Source organism: Rhodanobacter sp. sgz306013, from assembly GCF_057031145.1.
In genome coordinates this window covers 775,329-792,006 of record NZ_JBXCIJ010000002.1, presented here as the reverse complement: position 1 = coordinate 792,006, position 16,678 = coordinate 775,329, and the positions used below count along the sequence as shown (strand labels likewise).

The window sequence follows — 16,678 nt, the reverse complement described above, 5'->3', positions numbered from 1 at the left end:
GCCGCGCAAGCGGCCGTTGTCGCATGCGGCGACCGGTACCGCCTCGGCACGTGGCGCGCACGGCTCAGAAATGCCACAGTTTCGGCGGCTAGCATCACGCACGTCTGCCCCGGCCTCGCGGCCGGCAGACGGGACCGCCGGGCCGGGCCCGCCGCACAGGCTCCGGACGGCGCAAGGCCACCCAAACGCAAGCCCGGGAGCGCGCAAGTCATGACACCGATGTCGTCCATCGCAGCCACGCCAACGACGGCGATCCGCTACGACCGCACCACGATCGCCCTGCACTGGCTCACCGCCCTGCTGGTGCTCGTGCTTTTTGCGCTGGCCATGCTCTGGGACTTCGTGCCCCGCGACGTGCGCAAGCAGATGCAGTCCCTGCACATCTCGCTGGGCATCGCGCTCGCCGCCGTGCTGGTGGTCCGGCTGGCGTGGCGTGCCACCCGCGGCCGGCGGCTGCCGCTTGCCGTCGGGGGCCTGCAGGGCAAGGCGGCCAAGGCCATGCACTACGTGCTCTACCTGCTGCTGGCGGCGCAGGTGGTCCTCGGTTTCGCCTGGCGATGGGCGCAGGCCGAGACCTTCCAGTTCTTCGGCCTGTTCCCGCTGCGCTTCGCCACCGTCAGCAACAGGCCGCTGTCGCACACCCTCGGCGACCTGCACGACGTCATCGGCTGGACCATCGTGATTCTCGCCGGCCTCCACGCCGCGGTGGCGCTGGCGCACCACTACGTCCTCAAGGACGGCGTGCTGCAGCGGATGACAGGCGGCGGCCGGCCATGAGCCGCCTGCATCTGGAGTCGCATCGGGCGAGCCGGGCCGGCTGGCTGCGTGCGGCGGTGCTGGGCGCGAACGACGGCATCATCTCCACCGCCAGCCTGGTCCTCGGCATGGCCTCCGCGGCATCGGGCAAGCATGCGGTGCTGCTCGCCGGCGTGGCGGGGTGGATCGCCGGTGCCATGTCGATGGCGGCGGGAGAGTACGTGTCGGTGAGCTCGCAGTCGGACACCGAGCATGCCGACCTGGCGCGCGAGCGCCGCGAGCTGGCGGAAGATCCGGAGTCGGAAGCGAGGGAGCTGGCCCAGATCTACGTGACGCGCGGGCTGACGAAGGAGCTGGCGAGGCAGGTGGCGCAACAGCTCATGGCGCACGACGCCCTCAGCGCCCATGCGCGGGACGAGCTGGGTATTTCCGAGTTCACGGCCGCCCGCCCGGTGCAGGCCGCGTTGACCTCGGCGGCGACCTTTTCCGTCGGCGCCGCCGCGCCGCTGCTGCTGGTGCTGGCCGCGCCGGATGGTGGGCTGGTGCCCGCCGTGGCGGCGGGTTCGATCCTGTGCCTTGCGCTGCTCGGCGTGGCCGGTGCCAGGACCGGCGGCGCCAAGGCGCTGAGACCGGCAGTGCGCGTCGTGCTGTGGGGGGTCTTTGCCATGGCGCTGACCGCAGGCATCGGCATGCTGGCCGGCAAGGTCCTGTAGCGAGGTTCGCCAGGCAGCGGCTGGCGCCGGACGCACCGTCGGACGGCGCCACTCCAGCGGCCACCGGCAGCGCTGCTCCATTCCCGGCGCACTCCCGGCTCCCGCAAGCGGAAGGGGTAAAACGGCCGCCGCCCAGGCAGGCGGCAGCCGTCGTTTGCGTGCCCGTTCAGCCCATGTCGTAGAAGAACTGCTCGCTGGCCACCTTGCCGTCGCGTACCCGGTACACGGCGATTTCCGCCATCTGCACGCGTCCGCGACCCTTGAAGGTGACGTCCATCGCCATCGCCACGCTGAACCAGTCACCCGCGACCACCGGATCGCTCACGCTGTTTGCGTGCACCTCCTCCACCATCGCGGCGAACTGGCGCCCCTTCTCGTAGATCGCCTCCAGTCCCTTTGCGTCGCCCAGCGCGCCTGCGGGCAGGCCGGGCATCTCGATGCTCACCGCGTCCGGCGCATACAGCTCCCGCTGCGCCTGCTCGTATTCGCCCTTGCGGCACAGTTCGACCAGTCGCTTCGCCACGGCTTCGGTGTTCATGCGGGTTCTCCAGGGACGGGGTGCCCAGCTTATGCCAGTCAGCTGACAACATATTGTCAGCAGCCTTTCCTGCGCAGCGGTTCAGGCGGCGACCGGCGCATGGCGCATGTAGCCGGCCGTCTGGTTGCGCAAGGCTGCCTGGAAGGCCGGCCGCGCCTCGCAGCGCTGGAGGTAGGCGTCGAGCGGCGGGAGCTCCGCCACCAGCCCGGTATGCCGCACGAACCGCAGCACGGTCGCCATCAGGATGTCGGCCGCCGTGAAGCGGCCCAGCAGATACTCGCGGCCGTCGAGCCAGCCGGAAAGCGCCGTCAGCCGGGCCCTGGCCTCCTCGACCGCCCCCGGGCGCCGCAACGCCGCCCATGCCTCGCCGCCGTGCAGTTGATCGAGCACGAACAGGTTCCACAGTGGTGGCTCGACGGTGTTGAGCGCGGTGAACATCCAGGACAGCGTCTCGATGCGCAGATCCGCAGGTATCAGTGCCTCGCATTGCTCGGCGAGGGCGCAGAGGACGGCGCCCGATTCGATCAGGGTCGTGCCATCGACCTCGACCGCGGGTACCAAGCCGAAGGGATGCTTGCGCCGATAGGCCTCGGAGTTTCGCTCCGCAGGGTCGATCCAGCGGCTGTCATAGGCGAGTCCCGCCTCTTCGAACGCCCACCGCACGCGCAGGTCGCGCACCAGACCCTGGGCGAAAGGGGGCACCCAGCTGAAGCCCCACACCGCGATATTCTTCATGTCGTCACTCCTAACGTTGGTGTCGTGCCAGGCCGGTTCTGCGGCGCTGGTCTGCTACTCGTGGGCTAGACTGCGGCCGGGCCGTCGGGGGGTGAGAGTGACAAGCGTGGCGGGATTCGAAACGCGCGGCAGGGCCTGCCCGTCCCGATGGACCCGCTGATCGTCGTCGCGGCCCGTGCGCTGGCGGCCGGCGATCCGCTGGGCGCGCTGAGCCGGGTCGCCCTGCGCGAGGACGCCGCGGCACTGGCCTTGCGCGGCATCGCGATGGCACAGCTCGGCGAATTCGTCCGCGCCAGGGAGTTGCTGCGTCGCGCGGCAGGCGCATTCGGCCCGAAGGAGGCCGTGGCTCGTGCCCGCTGCGTGGTGGCCGAGGCCGAGGTGGCGCTGGCCTCGCGCGAACTGGGCTGGCCGGCCCGCGCGCTGGAAGCGGCGCAAGCCGTGCTCGAGGCACACGGCGACGGGGCCAACGCCGCGCATGCGCGCTACCTGGGCATCCGCCACCTGCTCCTGCTCGGGCGTATCGACCAGGCCGCCGGCGCGCTCGCCCGGCTCGATCCCCTGCGCAGTCCGGCGCCGCTGCAGGCCATCCACGAACTGCTGCGGGCGGGGATCGCCATGCGGCGCGTGCAGGCGCGTGCTGCGGATGCCGCGCTCGGGCGCGCCGGGGCAGCGGCGCGACGCAGCGGCATTCCCGCGTTGATGGCGGAGGTCGAAAGCGCGGCGCGCATCCTGGCCGCGCCGGCGGCGCGACGGATCGGGCACGGAGCCGAACAGGCATTGCAGCTGCACCAGGTGGAAGCCCTGCTGGCCTCCGCCGCGCTGGTGGTCGACGCCTGCCGGCATGCCGTGCATGCAGGTGGCGTGACCGTTCCGCTCGCCACCCGGCCGGTGCTGTTCGCGCTGGCGCGCGCGCTGGGCGAGGCCTGGCCGCAGGACGTACCGCGCGAGGTGCTGATCCGGCAGGCCTTCCGCACCCGCTACGCCGACGAGACGCACCGCGCGCGGCTGCGCGTCGAGATCGGACGGCTGCGCGCCCTGCTGCGCGCCGTGGCCGAGATCCGCGCAACGAAGCGCGGCTTCACGCTGCTGCCGCGCCATGCGCCCGAGGTGGTGGTGCTGGCGCGGCCGGTGGAAGAGGCCCACGCGGGGGTGCTGGCCCTGCTCGCCGACGGCGAGGCCTGGTCCAGCTCGGCACTGGCCCTGGCGCTCGGCGCCAGCCAGCGCAGCGTGCAGCGTGCGCTCGACGCGCTGGCGGCGGCGGACAAGGTGCAGCCGCTGGGACGCGGCCGGGCCCGCCGCTGGAGCACGCCGCCGATGCCGGGATACGCGACAGTGCTGTTACTTCCCGCGCCGCTGCCGGGCCACTAGGATCCGCCCATGAAACGATCGAACGCCGACATCGTCCGCGAGTACGGCCCTTTTGCGGGCGTCGACAAGGTGGGCGGGGTGAGCTGGGATGGCCATGACGTCTGGCTCGCCACCGGCGACCACCTGCACGCGCTGGATCCGGCCAGCGGAGCCACCCGGCGCACGCTGGAGGTGGCCGCCCAGGCCGGCACGGCGTTCGACGGCCACCACCTGTACCAGATCGCCGGCGAGCGCATCCTGCGCATCGATCCCGAGACCGGCAGCGTGCTGGACAGCATCCCGGCGCCGGAGGGCGGCGGCAATGCGGGGCTGGCCTGGGCCGAAGGCGCGCTGTGGGTGGGCCAGTACCGCCAGCGCCGGATCCACCAGGTCGACCCGCAGACGGGTGCGATCCTGCGCACGATCGAATCCAGCCGCTACGTCACCGGCGTCACCTGGGTCGAGCGCGAGCTGTGGCATGGCACCTGGGAGGACGGCGTCAGCGAGCTGCGCCGCGTCGACGTCGACACCGGCGAGGTGCTGGAGAGCGTGGCGATGCCGCCCGGGATGATCGTGTCGGGCCTGGAGTCCGACGGCGGCGACCTGTTCTACTGCGGTGGCGGCAGCAGCGGCACGCTGCGCGTGGTGCGCCGGCCCAGTTGAGGCACAGGCTTCGGCGGCCGCTCCGCCGCCGCAGCTGAGAGGCCTTCGGCGTGGTCGCGGCTCCCCGCGTGGGCGTGGGCTGATCGCCACCCGCCTGCAGCGCTTCTTTCAACGGCCCCGTATGCGGTCGTTGTCTTTTCTCGAAGCACGACTTGCCATCGCCATCTCGGGGTGATGTTCTTCCGCGTGGCAGTTGGCGCACAGCAGGATGCATTTGGCCAATTCGTCCTCGATCTCGGCCATGCTCCGGTTCGAGAGCGCCCGCAAGTCGAGGTTGAACGATTTCTGCGATGGATTGCGATGGTGCCAGGCCAACGCCGCCAGATTCGCACGATAGCCACACCGCGCGCAGCACCCGCCGGCTGCTTCCGTCAGTTGCCGCTTGCGCAGCAGCCCACGCGATTGCCGGCTGGAATAGCTCTGGTGCCGATCGTTGGTATCGCGGTTCTTGCAGGCCCTGGAGCAGAATCGTCGCTGCCTGCCCGCCAAGGTCGCGCCGCACACTACGCAAGCAAGTTTGGATTTCATCCGAAAAGAGTAATCCAAAGTGTGCGCACGGCGTGGCTTTGCCTGCGGGCGTTGCTACCATGTGCGAACGGGCCTATAGCTCAACGGTTAGAGCAGGGGACTCATCGAAAGGTGCCGCCACGCAGGAATGCGTGGACGGGAACGGGATGAATTCAGGGAAACCTCAGCGGCGCGCATGCGGCCGGTGGCAACCCTGAGCCAAGCCGCCGGTACACCGGCGGAAGGTGCAGAGACTACCTGAGGGCTTCAGCGCCCTTCATCACAGGCTAGAGCGTCCCGCACCCCAGCCGCACGAAGCAGCGCAGCGTGCGGCGGGTGAAGAGATAGTCCGCGCCGAAGGGAAACCCTCGGGTCACGCGAATCCCTTGGTTCCAGGTTCGAATCCTGGTGGGCCCACCAAACGGTTGATCAGCTGCTGGGCAGTGCGCGGTTAGCCATAGTTTGGCCGCTTTGGCCAAACTATGAGATGCGATCGCAAAATTTGGCCACCTTGGCCGATTCGCTACGGCTAGACCAGCGTCTGGGCAAGGTTCCTTTCTCTGCCCGCGCGACAACTTTCGACCCATAACGGTCGGTGCTGGGATCGGTGTGATGGCAGCGGCGACAGGCGCAGTGCAGTAGATTGTCGGGAAAGATGGGGCGCTCGTGACGAGCCATGCTTATAACGGGGGAAGCATGTTTCGACGAATTGAATCCATTTCTCAATCGGCAGTTTGGCACGGCTATGACGGACGAACGAGCCCAGCGCCTGACTTCGCTCGATACAACTTGATCTATGGCTGGAACGCCTCCGGCAAGACAACCCTCTCCCGTGTCTTCGGGCTGTTGAACAAGACCTCCACAAATCGGCTGCCGACCGGCGCATTTGTACGCGTCAGCGTCGGGCAGGATGTATTGGATAGCCGGAAAGAGCAGGATCGGGGGCGGATCCCCGTCTGCATCTTCAACCGGGACTTCATCGACGCAAACCTGCAGCGAGACGACTACACGCAGGCGCCGGCCTTGTTCATCGTGGGTGAAGACAACATTCGGCTGAGTAACCGCATTGCGTCGTTGACCCGACGGCGGGAACATGTGTTAGCGATGTATCGCTCGGTCCAAAAGAAGCAGGGCGAGACCAGTACCGCCAGGGAGAAAGCGGCAACCGACCTGGCCAGAGAGTGCGGAACGATGCTGGGTGTCCGCGACTTTAGGGCACCAAACCTGAAAGTAATCCAGCAAAGCCTGACCGCGCCGGATGACCATCTGCTCGACGCCGCCACTTTGCAAGTAATGGTTAACCAGGCGCGCGACCAGAGTGACTTCGCTCCCATTCGCAACCTGCCAGTGGTGCTCCCTCCGCTCCCGCCTAGGGTAGATGACGTTGCTGGGTTGTTGCGGGATACACCCAGGCAGAACACGATTAAGCGCTTGGCTGACGACCCCGCGCTAAGCGATTGGGTGCGTACCGGCCTGCGATTTCATGAGCACAGCACCACCTGTGCCTTCTGTGGAAACAATGCGGCCCAAGCGCTGGAAGCCTACGCCAACCATTTCTCGGACGAATATCGCCGACAGCACGCTGCTATCACGGCGGCAATCGGGCAGCTGGAACAGCCTAGGCAGGCACACACGTTTCCTCATGAAAAGGAGTGGGTTCCCGATGTTCGGGCCAAGGTCCAGGAAGTATTGAGTCGGCTGTCGGCTTGGGAAACTCGGGAAGGCGAGATTCGTGCGATCTGGGCTGGCCTGCTGAGGGAGAAGCTTGCCAACATGGAGACGCCATTCACCGTGGAGGCGGTTGAAGATCGAGCTCCCGAGTTGACGGTCATCCTTGCGGAGCTTCATCAGGCAAAGGACGACCATAACCGCGCATGTGACGAACTTGCTTCCAGGCGTCGGAACGCCGCCGAGAAAGCGAAGGAGCACTTCGCAGCCCGGCTTGTGCTCGACCCCGGAGCGGCGGAAGCGATCGCTTTCTTGAGCCAGGCTGAAGCGGATCTGGGGCGAATCAAGACCGTCGGGCAGAAGATCGCAGCGCAAACGGCGACGGCCAACACTGAGCTACAGCGTAGTTCGGTGGCCACAAGCCAAATCAATGGACTACTGAAGCGGTTGCTTGGACCGAGCATCTCCGTCGAGCAGGCTCAGGACAATCGGATCCAGTTCATCCGCGAAGGTCAGCCGGCCACCAATATGAGTGACGGTGAGCGGACGGCGATCTCACTGGCGTACTTCCTGGTCAGTTTGAGACAGAACGGTCAGCGGCTTGAGGATCTGGTCGTCTTCGTGGATGACCCGATCTGCAGCCTGGACGCCAACCACATCTATGACGTGGCCTACCTGCTCATCACGAGTCTAAAGAGGTGTCGGCAACTCTTCATTTCCACACACAACTCGGAGTTCTTCAACACGATCAAGCAGGACTGGGCTGACCGCGGAGGTAAGTTCAAGCCGCAGCATGTGGCATATCTCATCTACCGGCAGGGGGGAGGTGCCAGCCAGCTTCTCGTGCTGCCGGATCACCTGGCGAAGTTCCGTTCCGACTATCACCACGTCTTCTACTGCCTACGTCAGTTCCAAGCGAGCACTAGCCTGGAGGTTGATGCCTACCTGAGTTGTCCGAACTTGCTCAGACGGTTCTTGGAGATGTATCTCGGCTTCCGGCGGCCCACACCCAAGGGCTACCTGACCAAGCTTGATGTGTTGTTCGACGACGAAGTGGAGCGAGGCGCGGTCGCAAGGTATGTGGACGAGGGGTCGCATAGTGCATCAACGCTCCGCCTACTGGAGTTCTCCGACTTCCCCGCAATGTCACGAGGAATGGTAGAGCGCGTTATGCAGGCATTGGAGCGCGTGGACCCTGATCACTATTCAGTGTTGGTGGCGGAAACCATCTAGGGATCTAGATGTCCGCTTTTGGCTGATTGCGGTCTTCGGACGGAGTCGTACCCACGAATTGCACTTATCGGCTTGGCCATCGAGACACGTCGAAAATCATAGGTACCCCGCGGCTCGACCTCTCAACAGCATGGTTCTCTGGCTTTTGCTTAGCCCCGACGTCTCGCTGAGTGCTTTTATTCTCAAGTGCGTCTTCAGCACTTCGGACACCAAGAGCCTCGCAACATGTTTCTTCACCTCGAAGCTCGCGTGGAGGTAATCCACGAGCTCATCCTGACTACGGAACTCGCCTCCGAGATAGCGAAGAAATGCACGCCCATGAGTCAGTTCTGCTTTCGCCTGACGCTTCCTGATCTTGTTAGCCTGACTTACCTGCGCCGCATATTCCTCTTTGTACACCTTGCATAGAGCTGGCTCCCGGTAGCCGAGAAATCCCTTGGAAACACCCAGAGATTGGGCGAATGCAGCGAACGAAACCAGCGGTTTTTCAGGGTAGGCAGAGACCGCTTCGATCAGACGCATGCGGGCGTGCTTGACCGCCTCCGGGGTGCGACGTGGCTTGATGCCCTGCGGAATGGGATGGCTATCAATCAGTAGCTGACCTGCCGCATTTGCTGCGCCGTAGGGGTCGGCCAACACGTCGGGCAGCTTGACGCCAGCAACATGACAACGCTTTAGCATGGTCGACAGCGTGGGCCTCGCCAGTTTGCGCCACGTCCTTGACGCCGATCGGAGGGAGGTACCCCTTTCGTAAGCAACAAGAGGGCTGGCAAATGACCGAAGCTCTTCACAAAAGATTGAAAACGCCCTAGGTACGGGTGAGCAAAGTGACCCGGTAGCGATGGCCTCGATCAGCGCCCTGCAATCACTTTCGCCAAAAGATGGACGTGTAGCACGGGTCCAAGTTTCAGGGTTCTGCACTAACGGCTGGGCGCACTTTGCGCAGCAAGCCATGCCCGCCTTGGGATGGTAGGCAAGTTGATGGTTGCCACAGCGGCGACACGTGCTCTCCAGAGCTACTTGATGTATCGGGCAGCGCTCTACCGCAGCAATAGCCCATAACAACTTGTCGTAGTAAGGCTCGCCTCGCCGGCCGGACCAATACATACAAGCAGGGCACCATGCTCGACCCCTCCTTAGTGCTCCGTGCGCAACAGCATCGGCAGCGTCTCGAAGGGGAAGCAGAGTCGTTCGATAAAGATCCGCTTGATGGGCCGCGGCCGAGACAACGCTCACGTAATTCGCAACGGCATCGCCATAGCCGCACAAGGGCAAGCGGTTCGCTTTATAGAGGAAGACATATTTGAGAGCGATGGGCTCACCCGTATACCGCGCCCACCACTCCGCAAGGTGCCTAGCCATCGGGATCATTGTTGTGGCATGGAGTGCAGCGAACCGGTAGAAGAACGAGTGAAATTGCTCGACATCTTCGGTTCCCCAGCCCAGCGGCTGAAGAGAAAAGTAGTTACTCATCGGCCAATACCGGGCACGAAGGAAGCGTTCGGTTCGGCTTTCGTTTGAAAGCGCGGGAACGCGGCTTTCGGAGTTCCTGAGATGTCGGTGGAACGTTTCCCACAGATCCGGCTAGTTCGCCAGCGGCAATACAGGCAAGCGCCTTTTTGCCGGCGTCGATGTCTATCTTGACCGCCGCGTGCTCTCTTTTTAGGGGGAACGCGGCACGCAGACGCGCGCGGTCTATGCTGCAAGATCCACTCAGCGAACGCGCGACCCAAAGAATTTTTTCCAGGAGACCAAAGCAGCCGTTTGTTGCCTCCAGGAGCTGCCCTGCCTCATCCAGAAGAAGCGACTCCGGCGTGACCGCGACATGCTTGCTACAAAATTTCAGGATGCGCGACCACTCCGCCAGGTCGTCGCTGTTTGCTGCGTAAGGTGCCAGCTCGACACAAACCAGACGGCCGGCGAAGTGTGCCGAGTCGAAGAGCCCCCTATAAGCAAGCTCGTAGCCGCCTACCAGTACAAGCGTTCGGTCGATGGCTCCGACACATTTGATTGACTGAATGACATTCGCTCGGAGACCAGCATTGTTTGTGTGCGTCAGGTGGTGGGCCTCGTCGATCATGACGCGTATCGTCGTACGGGCAGCAAGCGCAGCTTCAAGGGCGACTCGCATGGAACCCTCGTCTCTACCTCGGGAAGGCCGGTAGTGCTTCAACTCGTCGAATTCTCCAATGTGTTCGTAAATGGGATGCCGGAGAGCCTTGAGGAGCTTCAAGTTCAGATGCTTTGGTGAGATACGCCCGTCTTGGCTCGTTGCTGCAACCAACGACACTACGGGCATGGCCCCGGGGTCCTCGGATCGGAGTTCCTGGTTGAGCGTACGGACGAGTTGCTCGAATATGAGTGACTTTCCGACCTGCGTTGGTCCCACCAAAGCGATTACTTTCCCGCCTGGTGAAGCCCTGACAAGTTCGGTAAATTGGTGTCGGGCGCTCACGAAATTACGATGCTGGAGCGGTGCAGGAAAGAGCATGGGTTTCATGCCGACTCCTCATCCATCGTCAAGTCATCGACGTCTTCTATGCATGGCGATGCGCGCTCGTGCCCCGCCTTCGGTGAAGCACGAGACGTGCCTGTCGCTTTTTTCTTCCCGCCATGGGCGAGAGAATCAAGTGCCGACTTCTTTACCTCGTAGGCGGCCAGCTCAGCATCTCGGGCGAGCGAGGCGGTTAGGCTCCTGAGCTCATGGCGTTCGGCGGTTCGCCCAATGACCTCCGCGGTCGGAAGCGCATCGGTGATTGCTGCCGACGTGCTTCGACAGACGTGCCACAGACCTGCAAGACACACATAAGCGATGGAACTGTCGAAGGGTTCAATCCTTACTTGAACGTGCTTTTTTGGCCCCCTGTAATCGTAGAGAGCTGGGCAGCCGTACCATGTCCCGTAGACCCTGATGCCTCGGCTTGCAACAAGTTGGTAGCAGTTTGCTGGCGCGTCTGCGGCGCTCTGGATGAGAAATCTTGTGTCCAGGAGGACCCTTCGACCGCTGAACGGAAAGGCGGCGTCGCACTTGGCTCGCATGCTCAAGCGGGACTCGACAGCGTCGGGCTTAGGTTCGTGGTTATAGCCCCTGAAGGTATACGCTTCCAGAAGGTCTATGAGTTCGTGGAACTTGAGACGGGCTCGCTTGGGCGCACTGAGCTTTCCGGACATCTTGCGTGCATGGGCAACGCCTGGGACGAAGCCCGGCAGCCCCCTTGCGAAATTCTCTTTGAATGCCCCGAAAAGGCGCTCAATCTCCTTGCCGAACCGCGGATCTTCAGGCGGCCTTTGGATTCGTGTCACGGAGAGGCTGGCAAGCAAGGTGGTGAAATGAACGCTATCGAGTTCTGGACCGCCGTCGACAACGAGGATCTCAGGCAGTCGGCCATGCCGCGCGGCGCAGTCTCTAATGACCATCGCGCAAGAGTTTTTGCATGGAGCCTTGTAGGACAGCCACAAGCCCAAGACTTCACCGCTATAGGCGTCGACCATGCCGGTCAACCATGCTCTCCTAGTGATTGGCTTGTCCTTCGCGTGCCCCAGTAGTAAGGCGATGTCGACGTTGTAGTGATCTATGTGTGCAATCGAAAAGGCCCTCGTCGGGAGAAGCGTCCGCCGAAGGGGATCAATCGAGGAAGCAGCGGCGTTACCGGCGCGGCGCCCGCCGCGCCTTCGCGCGAGATCTGCGGGGTCTCCGTGGCACCTGTAGTACCGGTGAAAGGTCGAGCATGCAATCGGGCGATCATGATCTTTGATAGACGAGCTTCGGTAGCGGGAGCAGTACTCCAGGTAACCGTTGGATGGCGTGGAAAGATTCGGATCCCCCTTTGTCACCTCGATGACCTCGTCTAGTAGCTTTTTGTGTTCGACTGAGATCCGAGATCTTCGGTTGCCGCAGTGATCCCAACGAGGAAATAGTGCGCACGGATCGCCGCCGTGCTCGCGCAGCGCCTTTTTGTATCTGCGCCTCGTTCGTTCTGATTTTTGCGTAAGACCCTGCACCTGATCGATCAGGTCGCACGCTGCGTACCGCGCCGCCACTTCGCCTATGTGCTTTGGATGTGGTGCGTGCTCGGTTGAAACTGATCCCTGGGCGACGAGCGCGCCTTTGAATCGAAAGCCTGTGCTGCCGAGGAGACTCGGCAACGATGGGTCATGCGAAACCCAGACATCCCTCGGGGAGCTGAGCAGACAATGATCTAGATCAGCATGAATTGCCCCTCGGTCGAGAAGCTGAAACATTGCCGTGCTGTCTTCGATATGTAGACGGTCTAACACCTGACCGATTTGGATGAGATCCACACTTCGGACCATCTTCGCGATGCGCTCCCGGAGGCGCGCGAGACGGGGCGTGTCATCAAAAGAACGAACAGCCATCAGTGTTCGCAAGTTGTCCGCACGAACTGCAGAGGTCGTGCTATTCGCAATGACGTGATGATGGATGCCTAACCTTTCAAAGTACGCCTTCGCCGGTGCATAGACGATCCTCCCTGACTCCTCATACCAATCGGCCTTCCTCTGTCTACAGTTGAACTCGATCGCTCCATCTGCCTTGACCTCATAGACAGCGACATGATCTTCGTGGACAACCAAGAAGTCCGGTGTGTGGGTAGTCCGAGTTTTAACCCCTGCTTTGTTGGTGATGAGGAGCGGAACACCTTGGGGTTGGTCATAAATGGCGATGACATCGCCCCGCCGCAACATCTCCAGCAAGAAGAAGTACTCCCCCGATCCGGATTCCATCTGAAGCACGACGCCCAGATGAGGAATGGGTATGTCGCCAATCAGATTGCGGACACGGTGCTCGCCCACCGAACGGCTTGGAGGAGATGACGCCACAGACATCACATAGGCCTCGCCTTCTTCCGTTAGCGCCATGCGAGCCATGTGATCGTGTAGCGCTTCAAGGCTCGATGGCGAGAAATGTGCGTCCGATGCAAAGTCGTCCGGTTGCACTGACTCATCGATCAGGCTCATCTTCAGGTCCTCGCTGCGGCGCCAAGTGCGGCGCTCGATCGAATGCGCGAAGCCACAGGTGCGACGCGCCTGCCATGCTCTTGCCTGACAAAGGTCGCGCCGGTCCGCATCTCATCGAATTTCGATGAAAAGGGCTTGACTTCGGGGGGGGTAGGCTCTGAAGATTACGGCGAGCGGTTCCTGCAAGTACCCGCCGAATCGAGGAGCTCCGTACGCCAGTGCGGGGCTCTTCTTGTTTCATCGCCTGGAATCGTTGACGTTATCCGCTCATGTCGTTGCCCTCCGCCTTGGGCGGCGGTGTAACTTGGGACGTGAGCGAAGCTTCTAACCACGCCTTAACGACATGAGTGGCTGCAAACCAGCCACGGCGCCCTGGTAGTTGGAACATTTCTATAGGCAGACGTCCGGCCTGTCTGGCCTTGCTGAGCGCCTCACCTGACCTGAACCCCATGAGACGCGCCGTTTCAGCCGCACTGAGGATGGGCGCACGTGGTAGATACAGCTCTAGACCAACCTGGGGCATATGGCGCTCGGGCATCGATGCGTCCCTCCGTCCGGTTCTGTCCGGATAGGGCTGCCCTAGCTGGTTCAGCAAAGACCAACCCCGCGATTCGGCGTAGACTGGCACCACTGGCCACATTTTTCAATAAGTTCTTGATTAGACTGATATATATATCAGTCTAGAATTCCGCCAGTCGATCACGCCACGGACGACTGCGATCTGCACGTCTCACGAAGAAGGGCTTGGCGCGAACTAGATTTATCGAGGTGTTCATGAGCTACTTGGAGAGGATGAGGAGCCTGCCGCTGGAGGCGATCGAGGCACCTGTGCGCAAGGCTGTCGCCGAAGCCATCAAGAATACTCACGCGCTCGGTCGTGCGACGTGCCATGGCGACGATGGCGGCGTCTACTACCTCTATCCCAACGGGTTGAAGCGTTATCAAACGGAAGCCGATCGTCAGCGCGCGGAACGCTACCTTTCTGCAGCGCGTTCGACTGGCGATTACTTTGGGCTAGATGAGGCTGTTGCGCTTGCGAGGCGGAAAGGCGCGACGATCCGCGTGCCGGACAAGGCCGACGTCGCGAAGCTGCCCCCTGATGAGCTCTCTGCCTTGCAGGACTGGTGGATGCATGAGAGCCCGAAGGAATTGCGCCCAACGCGTCAGATCCTGCAGCAAGTGCTCGCGGTGCTTGAGGATCGGCTCGACCCCATCGAGTTGGAAAGATCGGAGCCGCTACCTACTGGCACCCGGCTCTTGATCGACCGGGTGCGGGGCATGTTGCTTTCGTCAACTGATTGACCGTTCCCGATAGCCGACCTCATCGAAGACCAATGTTGAAGCATCTTCATTGATTACCTTTGAAAGCATCAGCAATTTGCATGGCGCGTGAGACTGCCGTTGGTCCCACCACCCTGGGCGATGAAGATCGCAGTCAGCCGGCCGATACAGCTGTGTAGGTCGCATGAACAATTAGAACTGTGGAGAAGGGGAATCTCAGTGACGAGCGGAAGATGGTGGGAGTTCTACTTCGTCAGGTACGCAACGGGGACCGTGATTGGTGCTCTTGTTGTCATCACACTTATGCATATTGACCCTGCGCTAAATCGAGTGCTCAAGCGGCTACTCGATGGACTTGATGGCGGAGGCCGCTTCGCTGTTCTCGGCGGGCTGGGTCTGGTCTACTGCTACGTATCTAGTATCCCGATTCTTGTTTTACACGCGGGTCGCTCACTTCTCCCGATTGGGCCACGGACGGTCAAGCGCACCAAGCTGAGAAAGTTCTATGAAGAGGCACTACCGGCACTCTTTACAGCTACCGTATACACCTTCTCTATGCTCTACGTTTTTGCGCAATTTGAGCTCTTGCGCTCGCCGGAGTTGGACAAGCGGATCGCATACTTAAGCTTCCTGGCGTTCATCGTTACCGTCATGGTTCTCGCAGGTCTAACCTTCTCCCTAACCTTTTTCAGAAATAGGTCCTACCAGTTCTATAAGAACCTTGCCAAGGCGAGAGCTCGCCAAGGTGATGCGGGGGAGCTTATAACGTCGTACAGGCACCTCAGAGAGCACGGAAACTCAATATTTATCGTTGCTCTCGAAGCAGTCTTTGGTTTAACGATGCTTAGTGCTTACCGCGTGGCATCTAGCCTAAAGCATGAGCACTTGGGTTTGATCTACGCACCCCAGTTCTATCTATATGGCGTTATTGCCATGGCTTGGATCTTGCCAGGTGTGGCTGTTTGGCTATTCGCGACGTTGATTGAAAATGAGTTCGTACGCGATACCGATATGCTTTGATCGACTGGACAGTGGGCGCCCGATATGAAGGCGGTCGATTCGACGGCACCGGGCGAACGTGGAGGCGCTATGGCAGGGCAGGACGAAGTCCCAGATTACGGTGAAGATTCGGCGCCGAAGCAGGAGCTAACGAAGGAAGAGAAACTTGCCCGGGAAAGGGCCAGGTTTATCGAGAGCATCGCAGCAGGAACCCACAATACGGTTCAAACTCGCGTTGCTTGGGTACTGAATCGCTATCCTGCGGCACGTAACTCAGACGTCACTTTGCAGGTTACCTACTGGCGCACGTTCGATCATCAGCTCCTCGCGGGTCCTAACGCAGTGGCGCTGGAAAACCTCTACCAGCTCACCCGATTGACCGATATTGCACGCGCACGTGCCAAAATCCAGAATGAGTACGGACTCTTCCTAGCGGCGGACAACGTCAAGAGGCGGCGAATCGCCAAAGACGCACAAGAACGAGTGCGCCAAGTCGAGGACCAACCCGGTCTAAAGACCATCACCGTTTATTCTGATGAAACGGGAAAGAATGAAGATCACCTGATTGTTGGGACCGTTTGGTTTCTTGACGGTATGGACGTGTACCGGTTTACCGAGGCCCTGAAGGACCTTCGCAAGGAACGAGGCTTCAAGGATGAGCTGCATTTCACGCGCATACGCGACCAAAATCTGGATACATACCTAGCTGTCCTCGACTTGCTTGACAAGTACGCGTCAACCATAAGCTTCCGCGCCATCATGATTCGACGCCGGGGACATAGTGATATCCAGCGTGTCCTAGACGACATGCTGAAGCACGTCCTGATCAGAGGGGTTGAGCACGTAGATAGATCTGGCCGCGCGCCTTTGCCTCGCTCCATTAGCGTATACAAAGATGCGGAAGAGGCCTCTCGCGATCAGCTCGCGGTTGCCAATCTAATGACTGAACTGAAGAACGCCTCCACTGCGAGTTTCGAAGGCAGGCTTCATGTGTCGTTGGTGCAAGCCGTCGATTCTAAGGCTCTCGTTCCCATTCAGCTCGCAGATCTTTTCTGCGGAAGCTTGGGGAAACGCTATAACCATCCTTTACGCGAGTTAGATGAGCCAAACGCCAAGGACCGATTTGCGGCGGAATTCCTGAAGCGCTTTAACGTCACCACTGGTTCCGCGGACGATTTTGGTGGAGACATGACAGTGATAGAAGAAGTCTGAGGCTCTCACTGTGGGCCGGATGTGTTGACGCGCACTGGGATTTGACCAG

Annotated in this window: 14 protein-coding genes and 1 pseudogene; 8 read left to right on the top strand and 7 right to left on the bottom strand. The window is 61.6% G+C overall.

The features are described 5' to 3' along the window. Nucleotides 1–210: 210 nt before the first annotated feature. Nucleotides 211–777, top strand: a complete 567-nt coding sequence (locus AC2EWF_RS08400; RefSeq protein WP_483638905.1) for a cytochrome b — start codon at nt 211–213, stop codon at nt 775–777. Beyond that, entirely contained in the window at nt 774–1,469 is a 696-nt protein-coding gene (locus AC2EWF_RS08395) for a VIT1/CCC1 transporter family protein (RefSeq protein ID WP_483638904.1), read from the top strand. Before AC2EWF_RS08400 ends, AC2EWF_RS08395 begins: the two co-directional genes overlap by 4 nt. A 166-nt stretch (nt 1,470–1,635) precedes the next feature. Here the strand turns inward: AC2EWF_RS08395 and AC2EWF_RS08390 are convergent, their stop codons facing one another. After that, a complete protein-coding gene (locus AC2EWF_RS08390) occupies nt 1,636–2,007 on the bottom strand; it encodes a SnoaL-like domain-containing protein (RefSeq protein WP_483638903.1) in 372 nt (123 codons plus the stop codon). An 81-nt stretch (nt 2,008–2,088) separates the two neighbouring features. After that, nucleotides 2,089–2,742 carry a glutathione S-transferase family protein gene (locus AC2EWF_RS08385; protein WP_483638902.1) on the bottom strand — a complete coding sequence of 218 codons (654 nt, stop codon included), beginning with the start codon at nt 2,740–2,742 and terminating at the stop codon, nt 2,089–2,091. A gap of 147 nt (nt 2,743–2,889) precedes the next feature. Between AC2EWF_RS08385 and AC2EWF_RS08380 the strand changes: the two genes are divergently transcribed. Continuing rightward, nucleotides 2,890–4,110 (top strand): helix-turn-helix domain-containing protein, encoded by a 1,221-nt coding sequence (locus AC2EWF_RS08380; RefSeq protein WP_483638901.1) that lies wholly within the window; start codon nt 2,890–2,892, stop codon nt 4,108–4,110. A gap of 9 nt (nt 4,111–4,119) precedes the next feature. Next, the gene (locus AC2EWF_RS08375; RefSeq protein WP_483638900.1) at nt 4,120–4,752 is read left to right on the top strand and encodes an NHL repeat-containing protein; all 633 of its coding nucleotides are present in this window, start codon (nt 4,120–4,122) and stop codon (nt 4,750–4,752) included. A 108-nt stretch (nt 4,753–4,860) separates the two neighbouring features. Here the strand turns inward: AC2EWF_RS08375 and AC2EWF_RS08370 are convergent, their stop codons facing one another. Next, nucleotides 4,861–5,280 carry a hypothetical protein gene (locus tag AC2EWF_RS08370; RefSeq protein ID WP_483638899.1) on the bottom strand — a complete coding sequence of 140 codons (420 nt, stop codon included), beginning with the start codon at nt 5,278–5,280 and terminating at the stop codon, nt 4,861–4,863. Nucleotides 5,281–5,955: 675 nt separating this feature from the next. Between AC2EWF_RS08370 and AC2EWF_RS08365 the strand changes: the two genes are divergently transcribed. Continuing rightward, nucleotides 5,956–8,160, top strand: a complete 2,205-nt coding sequence (locus AC2EWF_RS08365; RefSeq protein WP_483638898.1) for an AAA family ATPase — start codon at nt 5,956–5,958, stop codon at nt 8,158–8,160. Between the two features lie 96 nt (nt 8,161–8,256). On the opposite strand, the gene AC2EWF_RS08360 is transcribed toward AC2EWF_RS08365, so the two are convergent. The 4 genes and pseudogenes from AC2EWF_RS08360 to AC2EWF_RS08345 form a co-directional block, all read right to left on the bottom strand. Continuing rightward, complete coding sequence (locus AC2EWF_RS08360; protein ID WP_483639138.1) at nt 8,257–8,841, bottom strand: hypothetical protein; 585 nt, start codon at nt 8,839–8,841, stop codon at nt 8,257–8,259. A 342-nt stretch (nt 8,842–9,183) separates the two neighbouring features. Then, nucleotides 9,184–9,633, bottom strand: a pseudogene (locus AC2EWF_RS08355) (TniQ family protein); the annotation flags it as partial. Further along, a complete protein-coding gene (locus AC2EWF_RS08350) occupies nt 9,626–10,660 on the bottom strand; it encodes an AAA family ATPase (RefSeq protein ID WP_483638897.1) in 1,035 nt (344 codons plus the stop codon). The gene AC2EWF_RS08350 and the pseudogene AC2EWF_RS08355, both read right to left, overlap by 8 nt. Beyond that, nucleotides 10,657–13,137 carry a TnsA endonuclease N-terminal domain-containing protein gene (locus tag AC2EWF_RS08345; RefSeq protein ID WP_483638896.1) on the bottom strand — a complete coding sequence of 827 codons (2,481 nt, stop codon included), beginning with the start codon at nt 13,135–13,137 and terminating at the stop codon, nt 10,657–10,659. The genes AC2EWF_RS08350 and AC2EWF_RS08345 overlap by 4 nt, the downstream gene beginning before the upstream one ends. Before the next feature lie 774 nt (nt 13,138–13,911). Between AC2EWF_RS08345 and AC2EWF_RS08340 the strand changes: the two genes are divergently transcribed. The 3 genes from AC2EWF_RS08340 (at nt 13,912) to AC2EWF_RS08330 (ending at nt 16,629) form a co-directional block, all read left to right on the top strand. Further along, complete coding sequence (locus tag AC2EWF_RS08340) at nt 13,912–14,439, top strand: hypothetical protein (RefSeq protein ID WP_483638895.1); 528 nt, start codon at nt 13,912–13,914, stop codon at nt 14,437–14,439. 120 nt (nt 14,440–14,559) lie between these two features. Beyond that, on the top strand, nt 14,560–15,438 hold the full coding sequence (locus AC2EWF_RS08335) for a hypothetical protein (RefSeq protein WP_483638894.1): 879 nt from the start codon (nt 14,560–14,562) through the stop codon (nt 15,436–15,438). A 24-nt stretch (nt 15,439–15,462) separates the two neighbouring features. Then, nucleotides 15,463–16,629, top strand: coding sequence for a DUF3800 domain-containing protein (locus AC2EWF_RS08330; protein ID WP_483638893.1), 1,167 nt, complete (start codon nt 15,463–15,465; stop codon nt 16,627–16,629). Nucleotides 16,630–16,678: the final 49 nt, after the last annotated feature.